The sequence below is a fragment of the Citrobacter freundii complex sp. CFNIH4 genome, from assembly GCF_002934505.1.
In the GTDB taxonomy this organism is placed as follows: Bacteria; Pseudomonadota; Gammaproteobacteria; order Enterobacterales; family Enterobacteriaceae; genus Citrobacter; species Citrobacter freundii.
In genome coordinates this window covers 1,649,126-1,663,666 of record NZ_CP026231.1, presented here as the reverse complement: position 1 = coordinate 1,663,666, position 14,541 = coordinate 1,649,126, and the positions used below count along the sequence as shown (strand labels likewise).

General features: G+C 51.1%; 15 protein-coding genes. 8 read left to right on the top strand and 7 right to left on the bottom strand.

Annotated elements, in window-relative coordinates:
- Positions 1–18: 18 nt before the first annotated feature.
- From C2U41_RS08535 to C2U41_RS08525, 3 genes are all read right to left on the bottom strand, one after another.
- Positions 19–1,353 carry an MFS transporter gene (locus C2U41_RS08535; RefSeq protein ID WP_003836325.1) on the bottom strand — a complete coding sequence of 445 codons (1,335 nt, stop codon included), beginning with the start codon at positions 1,351–1,353 and terminating at the stop codon, positions 19–21.
- 60 nt (positions 1,354–1,413) lie between these two features.
- A complete protein-coding gene (gene rspA, locus C2U41_RS08530; protein ID WP_103848914.1) occupies positions 1,414–2,628 on the bottom strand; it encodes a starvation-sensing protein RspA in 1,215 nt (404 codons plus the stop codon).
- 107 nt (positions 2,629–2,735) lie between these two features.
- Positions 2,736–3,062, bottom strand: coding sequence for a YnfA family protein (locus C2U41_RS08525; RefSeq protein ID WP_003032384.1), 327 nt, complete (start codon positions 3,060–3,062; stop codon positions 2,736–2,738).
- 153 nt (positions 3,063–3,215) lie between these two features.
- On the opposite strand from C2U41_RS08525, the gene C2U41_RS08520 reads away from it, so the two are divergent.
- Together C2U41_RS08520 and speG are read left to right on the top strand one after the other, a co-directional pair.
- A complete protein-coding gene (locus tag C2U41_RS08520; RefSeq protein ID WP_003032382.1) occupies positions 3,216–3,557 on the top strand; it encodes a DUF1283 family protein in 342 nt (113 codons plus the stop codon).
- A 35-nt stretch (positions 3,558–3,592) separates the two neighbouring features.
- On the top strand, positions 3,593–4,153 hold the full coding sequence (speG, locus tag C2U41_RS08515; protein ID WP_003032379.1) for a spermidine N1-acetyltransferase: 561 nt from the start codon (positions 3,593–3,595) through the stop codon (positions 4,151–4,153).
- Positions 4,154–4,160: 7 nt separating this feature from the next.
- On the opposite strand, the gene C2U41_RS08510 is transcribed toward speG, so the two are convergent.
- Positions 4,161–4,871, bottom strand: a complete 711-nt coding sequence (locus C2U41_RS08510) for a YnfC family lipoprotein (protein ID WP_003843601.1) — start codon at positions 4,869–4,871, stop codon at positions 4,161–4,163.
- 102 nt (positions 4,872–4,973) lie between these two features.
- On the opposite strand from C2U41_RS08510, the gene C2U41_RS08505 reads away from it, so the two are divergent.
- The 6 genes from C2U41_RS08505 to clcB all read left to right on the top strand — a co-directional run bounded on the left by C2U41_RS08505 (position 4,974) and on the right by clcB (position 11,419).
- Positions 4,974–5,282 (top strand): DUF1161 domain-containing protein, encoded by a 309-nt coding sequence (locus C2U41_RS08505; RefSeq protein ID WP_103848913.1) that lies wholly within the window; start codon positions 4,974–4,976, stop codon positions 5,280–5,282.
- 148 nt (positions 5,283–5,430) lie between these two features.
- Complete coding sequence (ynfE, locus tag C2U41_RS08500) at positions 5,431–7,869, top strand: selenate/tellurate reductase subunit YnfE (RefSeq protein WP_103848912.1); 2,439 nt, start codon at positions 5,431–5,433, stop codon at positions 7,867–7,869.
- Positions 7,870–7,879: 10 nt separating this feature from the next.
- Positions 7,880–8,497: a DMSO/selenate family reductase complex B subunit gene (locus tag C2U41_RS08495; protein WP_003843596.1), complete on the top strand. Its 618-nt coding sequence runs from the start codon at positions 7,880–7,882 to the stop codon at positions 8,495–8,497.
- A 1-nt stretch (position 8,498) separates the two neighbouring features.
- Entirely contained in the window at positions 8,499–9,353 is an 855-nt protein-coding gene (locus C2U41_RS08490) for a dimethyl sulfoxide reductase anchor subunit family protein (protein WP_016150218.1), read from the top strand.
- Between the two features lie 42 nt (positions 9,354–9,395).
- Positions 9,396–10,010: a Tat proofreading chaperone DmsD gene (dmsD, locus tag C2U41_RS08485; RefSeq protein ID WP_048241030.1), complete on the top strand. Its 615-nt coding sequence runs from the start codon at positions 9,396–9,398 to the stop codon at positions 10,008–10,010.
- A 119-nt stretch (positions 10,011–10,129) separates the two neighbouring features.
- Complete coding sequence (gene clcB, locus C2U41_RS08480) at positions 10,130–11,419, top strand: voltage-gated ClC-type chloride channel ClcB (RefSeq protein ID WP_048241635.1); 1,290 nt, start codon at positions 10,130–10,132, stop codon at positions 11,417–11,419.
- Here the strand turns inward: clcB and bioD are convergent.
- The 3 genes from bioD to C2U41_RS08465 all read right to left on the bottom strand — a co-directional run bounded on the left by bioD (position 11,375) and on the right by C2U41_RS08465 (position 14,443).
- Positions 11,375–12,070, bottom strand: coding sequence for a dethiobiotin synthase (gene bioD / locus C2U41_RS08475; protein ID WP_003028922.1), 696 nt, complete (start codon positions 12,068–12,070; stop codon positions 11,375–11,377). The two genes, clcB and bioD, sit on opposite strands and share 45 nt — an antisense overlap.
- 125 nt (positions 12,071–12,195) lie before the next feature.
- Positions 12,196–13,416: a sugar metabolism global transcriptional regulator Mlc gene (mlc, locus tag C2U41_RS08470; RefSeq protein ID WP_003028923.1), complete on the bottom strand. Its 1,221-nt coding sequence runs from the start codon at positions 13,414–13,416 to the stop codon at positions 12,196–12,198.
- A 118-nt stretch (positions 13,417–13,534) separates the two neighbouring features.
- Positions 13,535–14,443: a LysR family transcriptional regulator gene (locus tag C2U41_RS08465; protein WP_003836337.1), complete on the bottom strand. Its 909-nt coding sequence runs from the start codon at positions 14,441–14,443 to the stop codon at positions 13,535–13,537.
- Positions 14,444–14,541: the final 98 nt, after the last annotated feature.

The following is a 14,541-nucleotide window of genomic DNA, read 5'->3' as shown; positions in this document are numbered from 1 at the left end:
CACTGCCGCCAAAGAAGATTAGTGTTTCTGCCACTGCTGGTATTCACGTTTTAGTCTCTGCGGCGCGGTTTCAGGCATCATTAGCAAACCAATGACTGAGATGACGCCTAGTACAATCACGTAGGTTGCCAGTCCATAATAATGCCCACCAGTAACCTGCAGAATCTTCACAGCCACCAGCCCCAGGATCCCACTACCTATCAGCGATCCTAACTGCCAAATTAATGCAATACCGCTACAGCGAATGTGCGTAGGGAAAAGCTCCGGGAAATAAGAGGCCTGAGGCGCATAGCACATACTATGTCCAAAACTCAGAACCAGAATCATCACAAGCTGTGTTAGCCAGAAATTATCCTGATTAATTGCCAGGAAGAATGGAATAATCATAACAACCTGAAGAAGCGCACCCATAATATAGACGGGTTTACGCCCAATTCTGTCACACAGCGATCCCATTAGAGGTATGGCAACAATTTCTATTATCACTGCGACAATCATTGTCTCCATCAAGATATTTGCATCAAGATTATTTGCTTTACCGTAAGCAAGGACAATCACAGTAAACATAGCAAATGTGCAAGCTTCAATAAGCTTAGCGCACACTCCCTTAACAACAATACCAGGGAAATCACGAATGACTTCGACTAATGGTCGCGATTCTTCTGCTTTTGTCTCCCTAATCTGAGCAAAGACTGGTGACTCATCAATTTTTAAGCGGATAAACAGCCCAACAATAACCAGTAGCAGGCTTAACAGGAACGGTATACGCCACCCATAATCCATCATTGCCTCTGGAGAAAGCGTGGCATTCAACAACGCAAAGAGTGCCAAAGGCAGAAGGAAGCCAACCGGAGCGCCGATTTGAACCCAACTGGAGAAAAAACCACGATGCTTGGGTTCAGAGTATTCAGCAGTCATCAGTACTGCACCGGCTTGTTCACCTCCAACACCAAAGCCTTGTAATACACGAATAAAAATAAGTAAAGCTGGGGCCCATACACCTATTTTTTCGTATGTAGGTAACAAGCCAATACAGAATGTCCCTAAGCCAACGATTAATATCGTAATCACCAGAGCTTTTTTGCGTCCAACTTTATCGCCAATATGTCCAAAGACAATTCCGCCTAATGGTCTTGCGAGGAAACCAACAGCATAGGTAGCAAAAGCCGCGAGTGTACTAATTAACGGATCATCACTTGGGAAAAATAAATGGCCAAAAAAGAGTACAGCTGCTGTGCCATATGCAAAAAAATCATAATACTCAGCAGCAGTACCAATTGCGGATGCTGAAGCCACTCGGCGAATAATGGGCTTATTATCTACGTTGTTTTTAATATCGACTGAACTAACCATAAGTTTAACCTTCTGTAGGGTATTGGGTTAATCAACATCTTTCGTACGTAAAATTTATATTTACCAGTTCCACAGCGTGCCATCTTCCAGGCGAGCAACAGGCAGATATGCAGGGTCATACGGATATTTCGCCGCCAGTTTTTCGTCAAACTCGATCCCAAGGCCGGGTTTGTCTCCTGGGTGCATATAGCCGTTATCAAATGTCCAGTTATGTGGGAACACTTCCAGCATCTGCTCGGAATAGCCCATATATTCCTGTACGCCGAAGTTCGGAACCCACAGATCAAAATGCAGCGCGGCGGCCATGCACACAGGCGATAGATCGGAAGGTCCATGTGAACCGGTACGTACCTGATACAGCGACGCGAAATCAGCAATCCGGCGCATACCGGTGACACCACCTGCATGGGTGATGGTGGTGCGGATATAGTCGATCAGTTGTTCTTCGATCAGCTGTTTGCAGTCCCAGATGCTATTGAACACTTCCCCTACCGCAATCGGCGTGACGGTATGCTGGCGGATCAGGCGGAAGCACTCCTGGTTTTCAGCTGGGGTTGGGTCTTCCATCCAGAACAGACGATATTGCTCAATGCTTTTGCCAAAACGGGCCGCTTCAATTGGCGTCAGACGGTGATGCATGTCGTGCAGGAGATGTTCGTTGAAACCGAATTTATCGCGCACGGCTTCAAACAGTTTTGGCGTGAAATCGAGATATTTCTCCGTTGACCATAACTGTTCTTCCGGCCATTGCCCTTTAGTGGCAGGTTCATAGGCCAGTCCTTTGCCTTTAGACATACCGTAAGTGGTTTTCATGCCCGGTACGCCACACTGTACGCGAATCGCTTTAAAACCCATTTCTTTATGACGCGCATAATCTTCCAGTACGTCATCCACGGTATGGCCAGTGGTGTGGCAATAAACCATAACTCCTTCACGAGAAGCACCGCCGAGTAACTGGTACAACGGCATATTGGCTGCTTTCGCTTTGATGTCCCACAATGCCATATCCACTGCGGAAATCGCCGACATGGTGACCGGCCCACGACGCCAGTACGCGCCTTTGTAGAAAAACTGCCAGATATCCTCAATACGATGCGCATCGCGACCAATAAGCTGCGGACACACGTGATCTTTCAGATACGACGCCACGGACAGCTCGCGTCCATTTAATGTGGCATCTCCCAGCCCGGTGAGCCCATCTTCTGTCGTAATTTTCAACGTCACAAAATTACGCCCAGGACAGGTAACAAAAACATCAGCCCCAACAATCTTCATTTCTTATTCCCTACATCTGTTCTTGTGATGCATGAAATTTACCCAATTGAGCTACTACCATACAAGTATAGATATCAAAAAAACTCTGCTTGATCACAAAAAAGGCGCTATGCGCGCCCCCATCCAGCCACAATGATCAACATGCCGCACAACGCCACCAGCGCGCCAGACCAGTCATACAAACTGAGTTTTACACCATCGACAATGCGTAGCCATAGCAGCGCGGTCACCACGTAAACACCGCCATAGGCTGCGTATACACGCCCGCTGGCTGCCGGATGCAGTGTCAGCAACCAGACGAATAAAGCCAGTGACATCCCGGCGGGTATCAGCAACCAGGCTGTAGCCCCTCGCTTAAGCCAAAGCCAGGGTAAAAAGCAGCCAATGATTTCGCATAACGCGGTGACGAAAAAAAGAAATGTGGTCTTAAGCATTGATGTTATTCAGTTACCTTCGGTTTAACTATGATACGACAGAATCTCGTTAGCGTATCCATATCCACCGGGTGGGTATGCCCGCAAACCGGAATAGTGTAGAATTTAACCCTGTTTTATCGTTTTTACCCTTTCCCATAAAAGGAATTCGCCATGAAAATTACACTGACCAAACGCCTGTGCCTGACGGCTATGCTGACGCTGGCTGCGGCTGTGTACACCTCTTCCGCATTTGCTGAAACCAGTAAACTGGTCATTGAATCCGGGGACAGTGCGCAAAGTCGTCAACAAGCAGCAATGGAAAAGGAACAATGGAACGATACGCGTCAGCTTCGCCAGAAAGTCAACAAACGTGCAGAGAAAGAGTGGGACAAAGCCGATACAGCCTTTGATAGCCGTGATAAATGCGAACAGAGCGCAAATATTAATGCGTACTGGGAACCTAACACATTGCGCTGCCTTGACCGCCGTACTGGCCGCACCGTTGCCCCATAATCATTGCACTTTGAAGGATATTGAAAGGATACGATATGACTAGCGCCCTCAGTGTTAAGTTGCGCCCGCTGGAGCGTGAAGATTTACGATTCGTCCATCAGCTTGATAATAACGCCAGCGTAATGCGTTACTGGTTTGAAGAACCTTACGAAGCGTTTGTTGAGCTGTCAGACCTGTATGACAAACACATTCACGACCAAAGCGAACGTCGCTTTGTGGTGGAATGCGACGGTGAAAAAGCCGGACTCGTGGAACTGGTTGAAATTAACCATGTGCACCGACGGGCGGAATTCCAGATCATTATTTCCCCTGATTATCAGGGCAAAGGTCTGGCTTCCCGGGCTGCTAAGCTGGCGATGGATTACGGCTTTACCGTACTCAATTTATATAAGCTGTATCTGATCGTTGATAAAGAGAACGAAAAAGCTATCCACATCTACCGTAAACTTGGCTTTATGGTCGAAGGCGAGCTGATTCATGAATTCTTTATCAACGGCCAATACCGCAACACTATACGTATGTGTATCTTCCAGCAGCAGTATCTGGCAGAACATAAAACGTCAGGTCCTAACCTGCTGCAACCTACCGCTCAATAAAGTCTGACTAATAGTACGCGATGGTGTTTTCAATTGAGTAATGGTGTTCAACTGCCGGCTTCACGCTCTCGTCAACGATAACGAGCTGGCAGTTGACCGGATTTGCGTATTCATCGTATTTGCACGTTTGTTTGACGTTGCCTACCGGATGATTGTTGAGCAGGCTCACCGCGGTGTAATCCAGCTTCTTCAACGGGTCGACCGACGGTTTGGCATCAACCTGTAAGGTATTGTCCTTATTAACGGTTGTTTTACCCAGCGGGTAGCCTTCCGCATCATATCTATATTGCACCTTCATCTCTTTCCCCGTGGCAGAAACGACAAAACCGTTATCGTCGGTATCCCACACCACTCCTGCCGCAGGCAGTTCCGCCAGTTGGCATTTGCCCTGTAAACGGATCCGTTTTTCCAGCGTTTCGGCATCCCGGTAGTAGTTTGCATCCAGGACCAGCGCCATACCGGTATTGTTTTCAATATCGTGCAGTTCAAGCGTATCGAAACACCCTTCCTGTGACAGCGTACCAACGACACGCTTAGTGACCTCACCTTTATCATTGAGCAGCGTCTGGCTGAAATCTTTCACCGGCCCACGCAGCGGGTCGAAATCAAATTCATTGGAAAAACTGGCCATTTCCGGCGTAAAGGAAACCAGCCCTTTGGCGTTATCACAGCCAACCAGCACGACGCACAGGAAACCTAACAGGGTCTGTTTCTTCACATTTTTCACCGGGATAAGAAGATAATTCTCAATCATATTAGCAAATACAGTTATTTACACCAGAAATGCTAATCTTAGTTTAAGTCGATCATAAAGGAGCTGATGATGAAATACATACTAGGAATTGCCGCGATCATGTTGGTAGTCGCTTCCCCGCAGGTTCTGGCGGCACCCGCGTCATGCGAACGCGTAAAAAGCGATATCGAACAACGCATCATCAATAATGGTGTAGCTGAATCCAGCTTCACGCTGAATATAGTCCCCAACGATCAGGCCGATCAACCTGACTCACTGGTAGTCGGACATTGTGCAAATGATACGCACAAAATTCTCTATACCCGGACCAACAGCGGCAACGCCCCCGCCAATAGCACATCTGCACAAGACGGACACGTCGTCGAACCGCAATAAATCTCACCCTCCGTGCGCGGAGGGTTACTCCAGTTTGATATGCATTAAGATGACATACTCATAAATGGGTAAACTCACTCCATTATTAGCATGCTATTAATTTCGCTGTAGAGATTAATATATAGCGATAACTATAATGGAGTGAGTTATGTCTGATACTGAGCAATATGGAGGCATCAGCCGCAGGACGTTAGTGAAATCCTCGGCTATCGGTTCGCTTGCGCTTGCCGCAGGCGGGCTGTCATTACCTTTTGGAATGCGCACCGCCGCCGCTGCGGTACAACAGGCGATACAACCGGCTGAAGAGAAAGTGGTTTGGGGCGCGTGTTCCGTAAACTGCGGCAGCCGTTGTGCCCTGCAACTCCACGTCAAAGATGACGAAGTCGTATGGGTGGAGTCCGATACGACCGGAGACGATCTTTATGGTCAGCACCAGGTTCGTGCCTGTCTGCGTGGGCGTTCAATCCGCCGACGGATCAATCATCCGGATCGCCTGAATTATCCGATGAAGCGCGTAGGCAAACGTGGTGAGGGAAAATTCGAACGTATAACCTGGCAGGAAGCACTGGATACCATCAGTGACAGTTTAAAAAATACCGTAGAGAAATACGGTAATGAAGCTGTTTATATTAATTACACCTCAGGCATTGTAGGCGGCAACATTACGCGCTCCTCTCCTTATGCCTCGCTGGTCGCTCGCCTGATGAACTGCTATGGCGGTTTCCTGAGCCATTACGGCACTTACAGCACCGCACAAATCGCGGCAGCAATGCCCTATCCCTACGGCTCAAATGACGGTAACAGCACATCCGACATCGAAAACACGAAACTGGTAGTAATGTTTGGCAATAATCCTGCCGAAACGCGCATGAGCGGCGGCGGAATAACGTACTTCCTTGAACAGGCCCGGGAGCGATCTAATGCCCGGATGATCGTCATTGATCCGCGCTATACCGATACCGCTGCGGGTCGTGAAGATGAGTGGATCCCTATCCGTCCGGGAACCGATGCCGCACTCGTGGCGGGACTTGCCTGGGTTATGATTAACGAAAATCTTGTCGACCAGGCATTCCTCGACACATATTGCATCGGTTATGACGAGAAAACCCTACCCGCCGACGCCCCCGCTAACGGACATTACAAGGCCTATATACTTGGCAACGGCGATGATGGTATCGCTAAAACGCCCCAATGGGCCTCGCATGTCACCGGGATCCCCGCCGATCGCATTATCAAACTGGCTCGGGAAATCGGCAGCACAAAACCGGCATATATTTGTCAGGGTTGGGGTCCGCAACGTCAGGCTAACGGCGAACTGACCTCACGTGCGATCGCGATGTTGCCTATCCTGACCGGCAACGTTGGCATCAACGGCGGCAATAGCGGTGCACGAGAATCAACCTACACCATCACGATTGAACGCATGCCGCTGCCGGAGAATCCCATCAAGACCCAGATATCCTGCTTTAGCTGGACCGACGCCATCGCTCGTGGCCCGGAAATGACCGCAACCCGCGATGGCGTGCGCGGGAAAGATAAGCTCGATGTACCGATTAAATTTATCTGGAACTACGCGGGCAACACCATTACTAATCAGCACTCAGATATCAATAAAACGCATGAGATCCTTCAGGATGACACGAAATGCGAAATGATAGTGGTCATCGAAAACTTCATGACATCTTCGGCCAAATATGCCGATATTCTGCTGCCGGACTTAATGACCGTCGAACAGGAAGACATTATTCCTAACGACTATGCGGGCAACATGGGATACCTCATTTTTATTCAACCCACGACGTCACCGAAGTTCGAGCGTAAACCGATCTACTGGATAATGAGCGAAGTCGCCAAACGCCTTGGCAATGATATTTATCAACGCTTTACGGAAGGCCGTACTCAGGAACAGTGGCTCCAGTATTTGTATGCAAAAATGCTGGCCAAAGACCCCGCGCTGCCTTCCTATGACGAGCTGAAAAAAATGGGGATCTATAAACGTAAAGACCCTAACGGGCATTTTGTCGCTTATAAAAAATTCCGCGACGATCCGCAGGCCAATCCGCTCAAAACACCGTCCGGAAAGATTGAAATTTATTCCAGTCGACTGGCGAAAATAGCCAATACCTGGGAGTTGCAAAAGGACGAAGTAATTAGTCCGCTTCCCGTCTACGCCTCTACGTTTGAAGGGTGGGATGATCCGAAACGCAGCGCATTTCCGCTGCAGTTGTTTGGCTTCCATTACAAATCCCGTACGCACTCCAGCTACGGCAATATCGATGTTCTGCAGGCGTCCTGCCGTCAGGAAGTGTGGATCAACCCTGTCGATGCCCAAAAGCGTGGTATTGCAAATGGCGATATGGTGCGGGTCTTTAACGACCGCGGTGAAGTACGTATTGCGGCCAAAGTGACGCCGCGGATCCTGCCTGGCGTCAGCGCAATGGGCCAGGGTGCATGGCACGATGCCGATATGACCGGCGACAAAATTGATCATGGCGCCTGCGTCAATACGCTGACAACACAGCGCCCTTCACCGCTGGCAAAAGGCAACCCACAGCACACTAATCTGGTCGAGATCGAGAAGGTTTAAGGACTAACCCATGACAACTCAGTATGGATTTTTTATTGATTCCAGTCGTTGCACCGGATGCAAAACCTGCGAACTGGCCTGCAAAGACTACAAGGATCTCACGCCCGACGTCAGTTTCCGCCGGATTTACGAATACGCCGGAGGTGACTGGCAGGAAGACAACGGCGTCTGGCGACAGAACGTTTTCGCCTACTACCTCTCCATTGCCTGTAACCACTGTGAAGATCCGGCCTGTACCAAGGTTTGCCCCAGCGGGGCTATGCATAAACGTGATGATGGTTTTGTGGTCGTTGATGAAGATGTGTGTATTGGCTGTCGTTACTGCCACATGGCCTGTCCGTACGGCGCACCGCAGTACAATGCCGCCAAAGGGCATATGACCAAGTGCGATGGCTGTCATGACCGCGTGGCAGACGGCAAAAAGCCTGTCTGCGTCGAGTCCTGTCCGCTGCGTGCGCTGGACTTCGGTCCCATTGATGAGCTGCGCAAAAAACATGGTGATCTGGCAGCCGTCGCCCCGCTGCCGGGTGCGCACTTCACCAGACCGAGTATTGTGATCAAACCAAACGCCAATTGCCGCCCGACCGGGGATACCACGGGTTTTCTGGCTAATCCAAAGGAGGTGTAAAATGGGAAATGGATGGCATGAATGGCCGCTGGTACTGTTCACGGTGCTGGGCCAGTGCGTAGCCGGGGCGCTGATCGTAAGTGGCTACGGCTGGCTAACCACTAAAGACGATGCGGTAAAGCAGCGTATTGTGCGCAGCATGTTTTTTCTGTGGCTGGTGATGGGCATCGCCTTTCTCGCCTCAGTCATACATTTAGGTTCGCCGCTGCGCGCGTTTAACTCGCTGAACCGAATTGGCGCATCGGCGCTGAGTAACGAAATTGCCAGCGGTTCGCTGTTTTTCGCTGTCGGTGGCCTGTGGTGGCTGGTGGCGTTTCTCGGTAGAATGCCCGCAACGTTAGGTAAAATCTGGCTGCTGTTGAGCATGTTGCTGGGCCTGGTATTTGTCTATGCGATGACCAACGTCTACCAGATAGACACCGTCCCAACCTGGTATAATGGCTATACTACACTGGCGTTTTTCATGACGATGCTGCTCAGTGGACCACTGTTTGCCGCCCTGCTGCTGCGGGCTGCGGGTGTTTCCTGCAGCCCTGCCAGATTCGCCGGTATCAGCGTGCTGGCCCTGCTGGTGACCGTGGCTGTTGTTGTGCTGCAGGGACTGTCGCTCGGCGAAATCCACAGTTCGGTACAAAACGCTGGCGCGCTGGTGCCCGACTACGCAAGCCTGCAGGTCTGGCGCATCCTCCTGCTGGTTGCGGGGCTGGGCTGCTGGATATGCCCGCTTGTCCGTCGCAAAGAACCGCCCGTCGGCGGACTGGCGCTGGGCTTAGTGTCCGTCCTCGCCGGTGAAATCATTGGCCGCGGCTTGTTTTACGGTTTACATATGACAGTCGGAATGGCTGTCGCAGGTTAATTTTCGGGTGCGGGGCAACCCGCACTTTTCAGGATTGTTTGCATGACCCATTTTTCACAACGTGACAACTTTTCCACCGCAGCGCGTGTGCTCGGCGCGCTGTTTTACTATGCCCCAGACAGTGCCGAAGCTTCGGCACTGGTCAGTGCGTTAAGCAACGATGGTTGGCAGGCGCAGTGGCCGCTTGAAAAGACAACGCTTTCGCCGTTAGTTGCACAGTTTCAGGCTGAGGCCGATGAGTCTCTCACGCAGGCCTGGCAACGTCTGTTTGTTGGCCCTTATGCGCTCCCTTCTCCGCCCTGGGGATCCGTCTGGCTGGATCGTGAAAACGTGTTGTTTGGCGACTCCACGCTGGCTCTGCGTCAGTGGATGCGTGACAACGGTATCCAGTTTGCTATGCAGCAAAATGAGCCGGAAGATCACTTTGGTTCACTACTGTTGCTGACGGCCTGGCTTGCTGAGAACGAACGCCACACCGAGTGCGAACAGCTGCTGGCCTGGCATCTGTTCCCATGGTCATCGCGCTTCCTTAATGTGTTTATCGAAAAAGCCGATCACCCGTTCTATCAGGCGCTGGGTGAGTTGGCGCGTCTGACGCTGGCACAGTGGCAATCACAGTTATTGATCCCGGTAGCCGATAAGCCTTTGTTTCGTTAATTTCGTCACAGGCAGGATGCATACTGCCTGTGGTGCATCCTGTTGCGCACGCTGAGCTTTTGCTTCTGTTGTCAAATAGCCGCAAAATAAAACGTCTGAAACTTCCTCTCTGGCCACACATGCATCATTTACATGCTTATCCTGACCTGCGCGCCATGTTCCGCCGTCTGCTGATCGCCGCGTTGATTGGCGTCCTTGCTGCGCTGGCCGTCGCAGGATTTCGTCATGCCATGCTGCTTCTCGAATGGTTGTTTCTGAGCAATAACACGGGGAGTCTGGTCAACGCTGCGACAAACCTTTCGCCTTTAAGGCGTATGCTGACACCTGCACTCGGCGGTCTGGCGGCTGGATTACTACTGTGGGGCTGGCAAAAATTTAACCGTTTACGCCCACAGGCTCCCACTGATTATATGGAAGCTCTACAAACCGACGGACAATTTGACGTCAGTGCAAGCCTGGTGAAATCGCTGGCCTCGTTACTGGTTGTCGCCAGCGGGAGCGCTATCGGACGCGAAGGTGCCATGATTTTACTGGCGGCGCTGGCGGCTTCCTGCTTTGCTCAACGCTTTACCCCACGTACAGAATGGAAGTTATGGATTGCCTGCGGCGCCGCAGCGGGTATGGCCGGAGCCTATCATGCCCCGCTGGCGGGCAGTTTATTTATTGCCGAAGTGTTGTTTGGCACGCTGATCCTCGCATCACTGGGACCGGTAGTGGTGTCCGCCGTAGTCGCATTACTCACCACCAATCTGCTTAGCGACAACAATGCGCTGCTGTATACCGTTCACCTGTCTCGGGAATTGCATACTCTGGAATACGTTATGATTGTCAGCACCGGTCTGGCTGCTGGCTTCTGCGGACCGCTCTTCATGTGGCTGATGACCACCAGCCATAATGGTTTTTTGCGCTTAAAACTCTCGCCGCCGTGGCAACTGGCGCTTGGTGGGTTGATCGTTGGCCTGCTTTCATTGCTCACGCCTGCAGTCTGGGGTAATGGCTACAGCGTGGTGCAGTCATATTTACTTTCGCCACCGCTGCTGGCCGTAGTTAGCGGGATTTTTATCTGCAAATTACTGGCGGTGCTTGCCAGCAGTGGATCCGGTGCGCCAGGTGGCGTGTTTACGCCAACGCTGTTTGTCGGCTTGTCGGTGGGCATGCTGCTGGGTCAGGTATGGGGATTATGGCTTCCGGGCTCGGATGAAATTGCTATTTTGCTGGGCTTAACGGGGATGGCCACGCTACTGGCTGCTACCACGCATGCACCAATAATGTCGACCTTGATGGTTTGTGAAATGACCGGGGAGTATCGCCTGCTCCCCGGATTACTGATTGCCTGTGTCCTGGCGTCGGTGCTGTCGCGTACGTTACGCCACGACTCTATCTACCGACAGCACGCTGCCGAGCATTGACAGACGGATGTACTGCGACAGCTCACGCTGCTCTGCACGAGGCAGATAAGGCAGTTCACCGATAAGCGGGGCAGGTAATTTTTTACCCAGCACATCAATGATTTCCGCATAATGCGCCAGCCCCGGGTTGATTCGGTTCGCGACCCAGCCAATCAGCGGCAGTCCGTCGCTGGCAATCGCCTGTGCGGTGAGGATGGCATGATTAATACAGCCTTCCTGGATACCCACAACCATCAGCACCGGCAGTTGTTCCTGCACCACCCATTCCGATAACGGACGCAGATCGTTCATCAAGCTACGCCAGCCTCCGGTGCCTTCCACGACAACGTGATCGACTTTTTCGCTGAGGCTTGCGAGACCGTTGGATAACAGGGTGTAATTGACCGGACCACTATGCGCTACGCTACTTTCGTCTTCGCTGAGCGCAATCGGGTTGACCGCTTCGTAAGGCAGTTCGATAGTGGACACGCTTTGCAGCACCAGCGCATCTTTGTTGCGCAGACCTTCGGGCGTCTCTTTGCTACCTTTGGCTACAGGTTTGTAACCCGCAACGCTTTTACCCCCTGACGCTAACGCTTGTAGTAATGCGCGGGAAACCACGGTCTTCCCAACAGAAGTGTCTGTACCTGTAATAAAGAAACGCTTCAGCATCACTAACTCCACCGTTATGCTTTGAAAATATAAGTCAGGAAAATAAAACAGTGGAGAAAGTCTAAGGTATGACGACCAGGATCAGCTTGAGATAGCGCAATTTTTCGTACAACAGTTAAAAAATGTTAACCCTGTAATAGACGAATCAACAAAGAACCGTTATACATCGCGTCCTTAACGAGCGCCGCCCCCGCCATCGTCCCCTGATTGGTAAACTGCGTACTTTCAACGACTATATGCTGACTGTAAGCCGGAAGTGCCTGCTGACGAATGCTGTCAGCGATGGTAGGGAACAAGATATCTGCCGCTTTACTGAGCGGAGACCCAATCAATATCTTTTGCGGGTTGAACAAATTCACCATGATGGCAAGAATTCTGCCGACGTGGGTCCCGACGCCGCTAATGATATCTTTCGCCAATAAATCACCCTGCATTGCTGCCAGACACAGTGCGTCTACCGTCAGCGGTTGTCCGTGTAAAGAAGAACTCATTGACTGCTTCAAGCGCACCTGCGCCAGTTCGAGCACGCTGTCGACGCTGGCGATCGTTTCCAGACAACCATGGTTACCGCAGTAGCAGCGTTTACCGTACGGATCCACCTGCGTATGGCCAATTTCCACCAGGCTACTGCTGCCTGCATGCAGTAAATGACCGTCAGTGATCACCCCGGCACCCACGTTATGATCGATCACCACCTGAATGACGTCGCGCGCACCACGCGATGCGCCGAAAAGCGCCTCAGCCATGGTCCAGGCGCTAATATCATGCTGAATATAGACCGGTACGCCAGTGTGGTTCTCAAGCGCCTGGCCCAGCGGCATCTCTTTGACATCTTCGTAAAATGGCATGCGATGCACGATACCGTTTTCAGTATCAATAATGCCGGGTAAGGTGATGGCGATGGAGGTTAAGCGTTCCAGCTTTTGTTGATGGCGGATGAAAAACTGGTCGACCTGGGTAATAACACGTTCCAGAAGCGGTGTTTCACTGACCAGCTCCATTTCAAGACAATCTTCTACCACCAGTTTGCTGCTCAGATCGCGCAGTGCCAGAAAGATCTCGCCGCGACTGATACGGATGGATAAATAGTGCCAGGCTTCCGTTTCAACAACCAGCCCAACTGCCGGACGCCCACGGCTGCCCGCTTCCTTGATTTCCAGCTCTTGCACCAGGTGCGCTTCGAGCATTTCGCGGACAATTTTAGTAATACTGGCAGGCGCCAATTGCGCCAGGCGAGAGAGATCAATACGCGATACCGGACCCAGCTGATCAATCAGGCGATAAACCGCGCCAGCATTGGTCTGCTTAATTTGATCGATATGCCCAGGCTGACTATCAGCAACCACCACTTACTCCCTTTATTTTCGCGCTCCGAAATAATCTGCGGGCTATGGTGAAGCACTTCAATGGCTCCCGTCAACTTTTTACTTAGCCTTGTGATTTACTGCACATTTTCACTCATTTTTAAACTAAATTAATCGCCTGAACGGCCGCCAGCAGCTGCTCACGAAAGCGTTGCGCGGCGTGACTTTGCTCATGATGCTTTGGCCACACTAACCACATTTCCGAGACAGCATCTTCTTCCGCTATCGGGATCCAACACATTTCATATAGCTGCACCCGTTTAAAAGAAGCAGGAAGTATAGAAACCCCTAATCCTGCAGCCACCAGCCCGATGATAGTCATCGCTTCGCCAACCTCCTGCGCAATCGTCGGTTTTAGTCCATAGCGACGCATCAGGCCAAGAATATCGTCATACAACCCTGTCCCTACATGGGGATCAAAAAAGACAAATGGCTCATTCGCCAGCTCGGCCAACGTGACCACGGGTTTTTGCGCCAACGGATGCGCGCGAGGGATCATCGCCATCAGTGGTTCATGCAGAATGATTTCACGCTCCAGCGTTTCCGGAAGCTGCGTATTGCGCAGAAGTCCCAAATCCAGCGTCCCTTCATTGAGCGGGGCAATTTGCTCACGTGTGTTCATTTCGCGGGTTTGCATATGCACTGCAGGGTAGCTTTGGCGAAACAGAGATAACGTATCTGAAACGGCTTTGATAAACGGCGCCGACGACGTAAAGCCGATACGCAATTCCCCTGCTTCTCCCAAATGCAAACGCTCAGCCCTGGCGGCAGCTTCATTAACCAGCCCGAGGATCTGCCGACTGTCTGCCAGAAACTGCTTTCCAGCAGAGGTCAGCGCCACGCTACGGTTAGTTCGGGCAAGTAACCGGGCGCCAACCTGCTGTTCAAGGATCTGGATCTGCTGGCTTAGCGGCGGTTGCGAAATGTTTAATCGTGCTGCCGCCCGACCAAAATGCAACTCTTCGGCAACGGCCACAAAGTAACGTAAATGACGCAGTTCGATATTCATATTTTTAAAATATTATTTGAGATTATTAATATATTAGACAGAATATTGTGATTTTCATACTCTTAAGGCTGGTCCTGTAGACGTAATTGGATGAGCAA

Excerpts from the sequence above, each read along its gene's own strand:
- C2U41_RS08535 (WP_003836325.1), bottom strand. The coding sequence starts at position 1,353 with ATGGTTAGTTCAGTCGATATTAAAAACAACGTAGATAATAAGCCCATT.
- rspA (WP_103848914.1), bottom strand. The coding sequence starts at position 2,628 with ATGAAGATTGTTGGGGCTGATGTTTTTGTTACCTGTCCTGGGCGTAAT.
- C2U41_RS08525 (WP_003032384.1), bottom strand. The coding sequence starts at position 3,062 with ATGCTTAAGACCACATTTCTTTTTTTCGTCACCGCGTTATGCGAAATC.
- C2U41_RS08520 (WP_003032382.1), top strand. The coding sequence starts at position 3,216 with ATGAAAATTACACTGACCAAACGCCTGTGCCTGACGGCTATGCTGACG.
- speG (WP_003032379.1), top strand. The coding sequence starts at position 3,593 with ATGACTAGCGCCCTCAGTGTTAAGTTGCGCCCGCTGGAGCGTGAAGAT.
- C2U41_RS08505 (WP_103848913.1), top strand. The coding sequence starts at position 4,974 with ATGATGAAATACATACTAGGAATTGCCGCGATCATGTTGGTAGTCGCT.
- ynfE (WP_103848912.1), top strand. The coding sequence starts at position 5,431 with ATGTCTGATACTGAGCAATATGGAGGCATCAGCCGCAGGACGTTAGTG.
- C2U41_RS08495 (WP_003843596.1), top strand. The coding sequence starts at position 7,880 with ATGACAACTCAGTATGGATTTTTTATTGATTCCAGTCGTTGCACCGGA.
- C2U41_RS08490 (WP_016150218.1), top strand. The coding sequence starts at position 8,499 with ATGGGAAATGGATGGCATGAATGGCCGCTGGTACTGTTCACGGTGCTG.
- dmsD (WP_048241030.1), top strand. The coding sequence starts at position 9,396 with ATGACCCATTTTTCACAACGTGACAACTTTTCCACCGCAGCGCGTGTG.
- clcB (WP_048241635.1), top strand. The coding sequence starts at position 10,130 with ATGCATCATTTACATGCTTATCCTGACCTGCGCGCCATGTTCCGCCGT.
- bioD (WP_003028922.1), bottom strand. The coding sequence starts at position 12,070 with ATGCTGAAGCGTTTCTTTATTACAGGTACAGACACTTCTGTTGGGAAG.
- C2U41_RS08465 (WP_003836337.1), bottom strand. The coding sequence starts at position 14,443 with ATGAATATCGAACTGCGTCATTTACGTTACTTTGTGGCCGTTGCCGAA.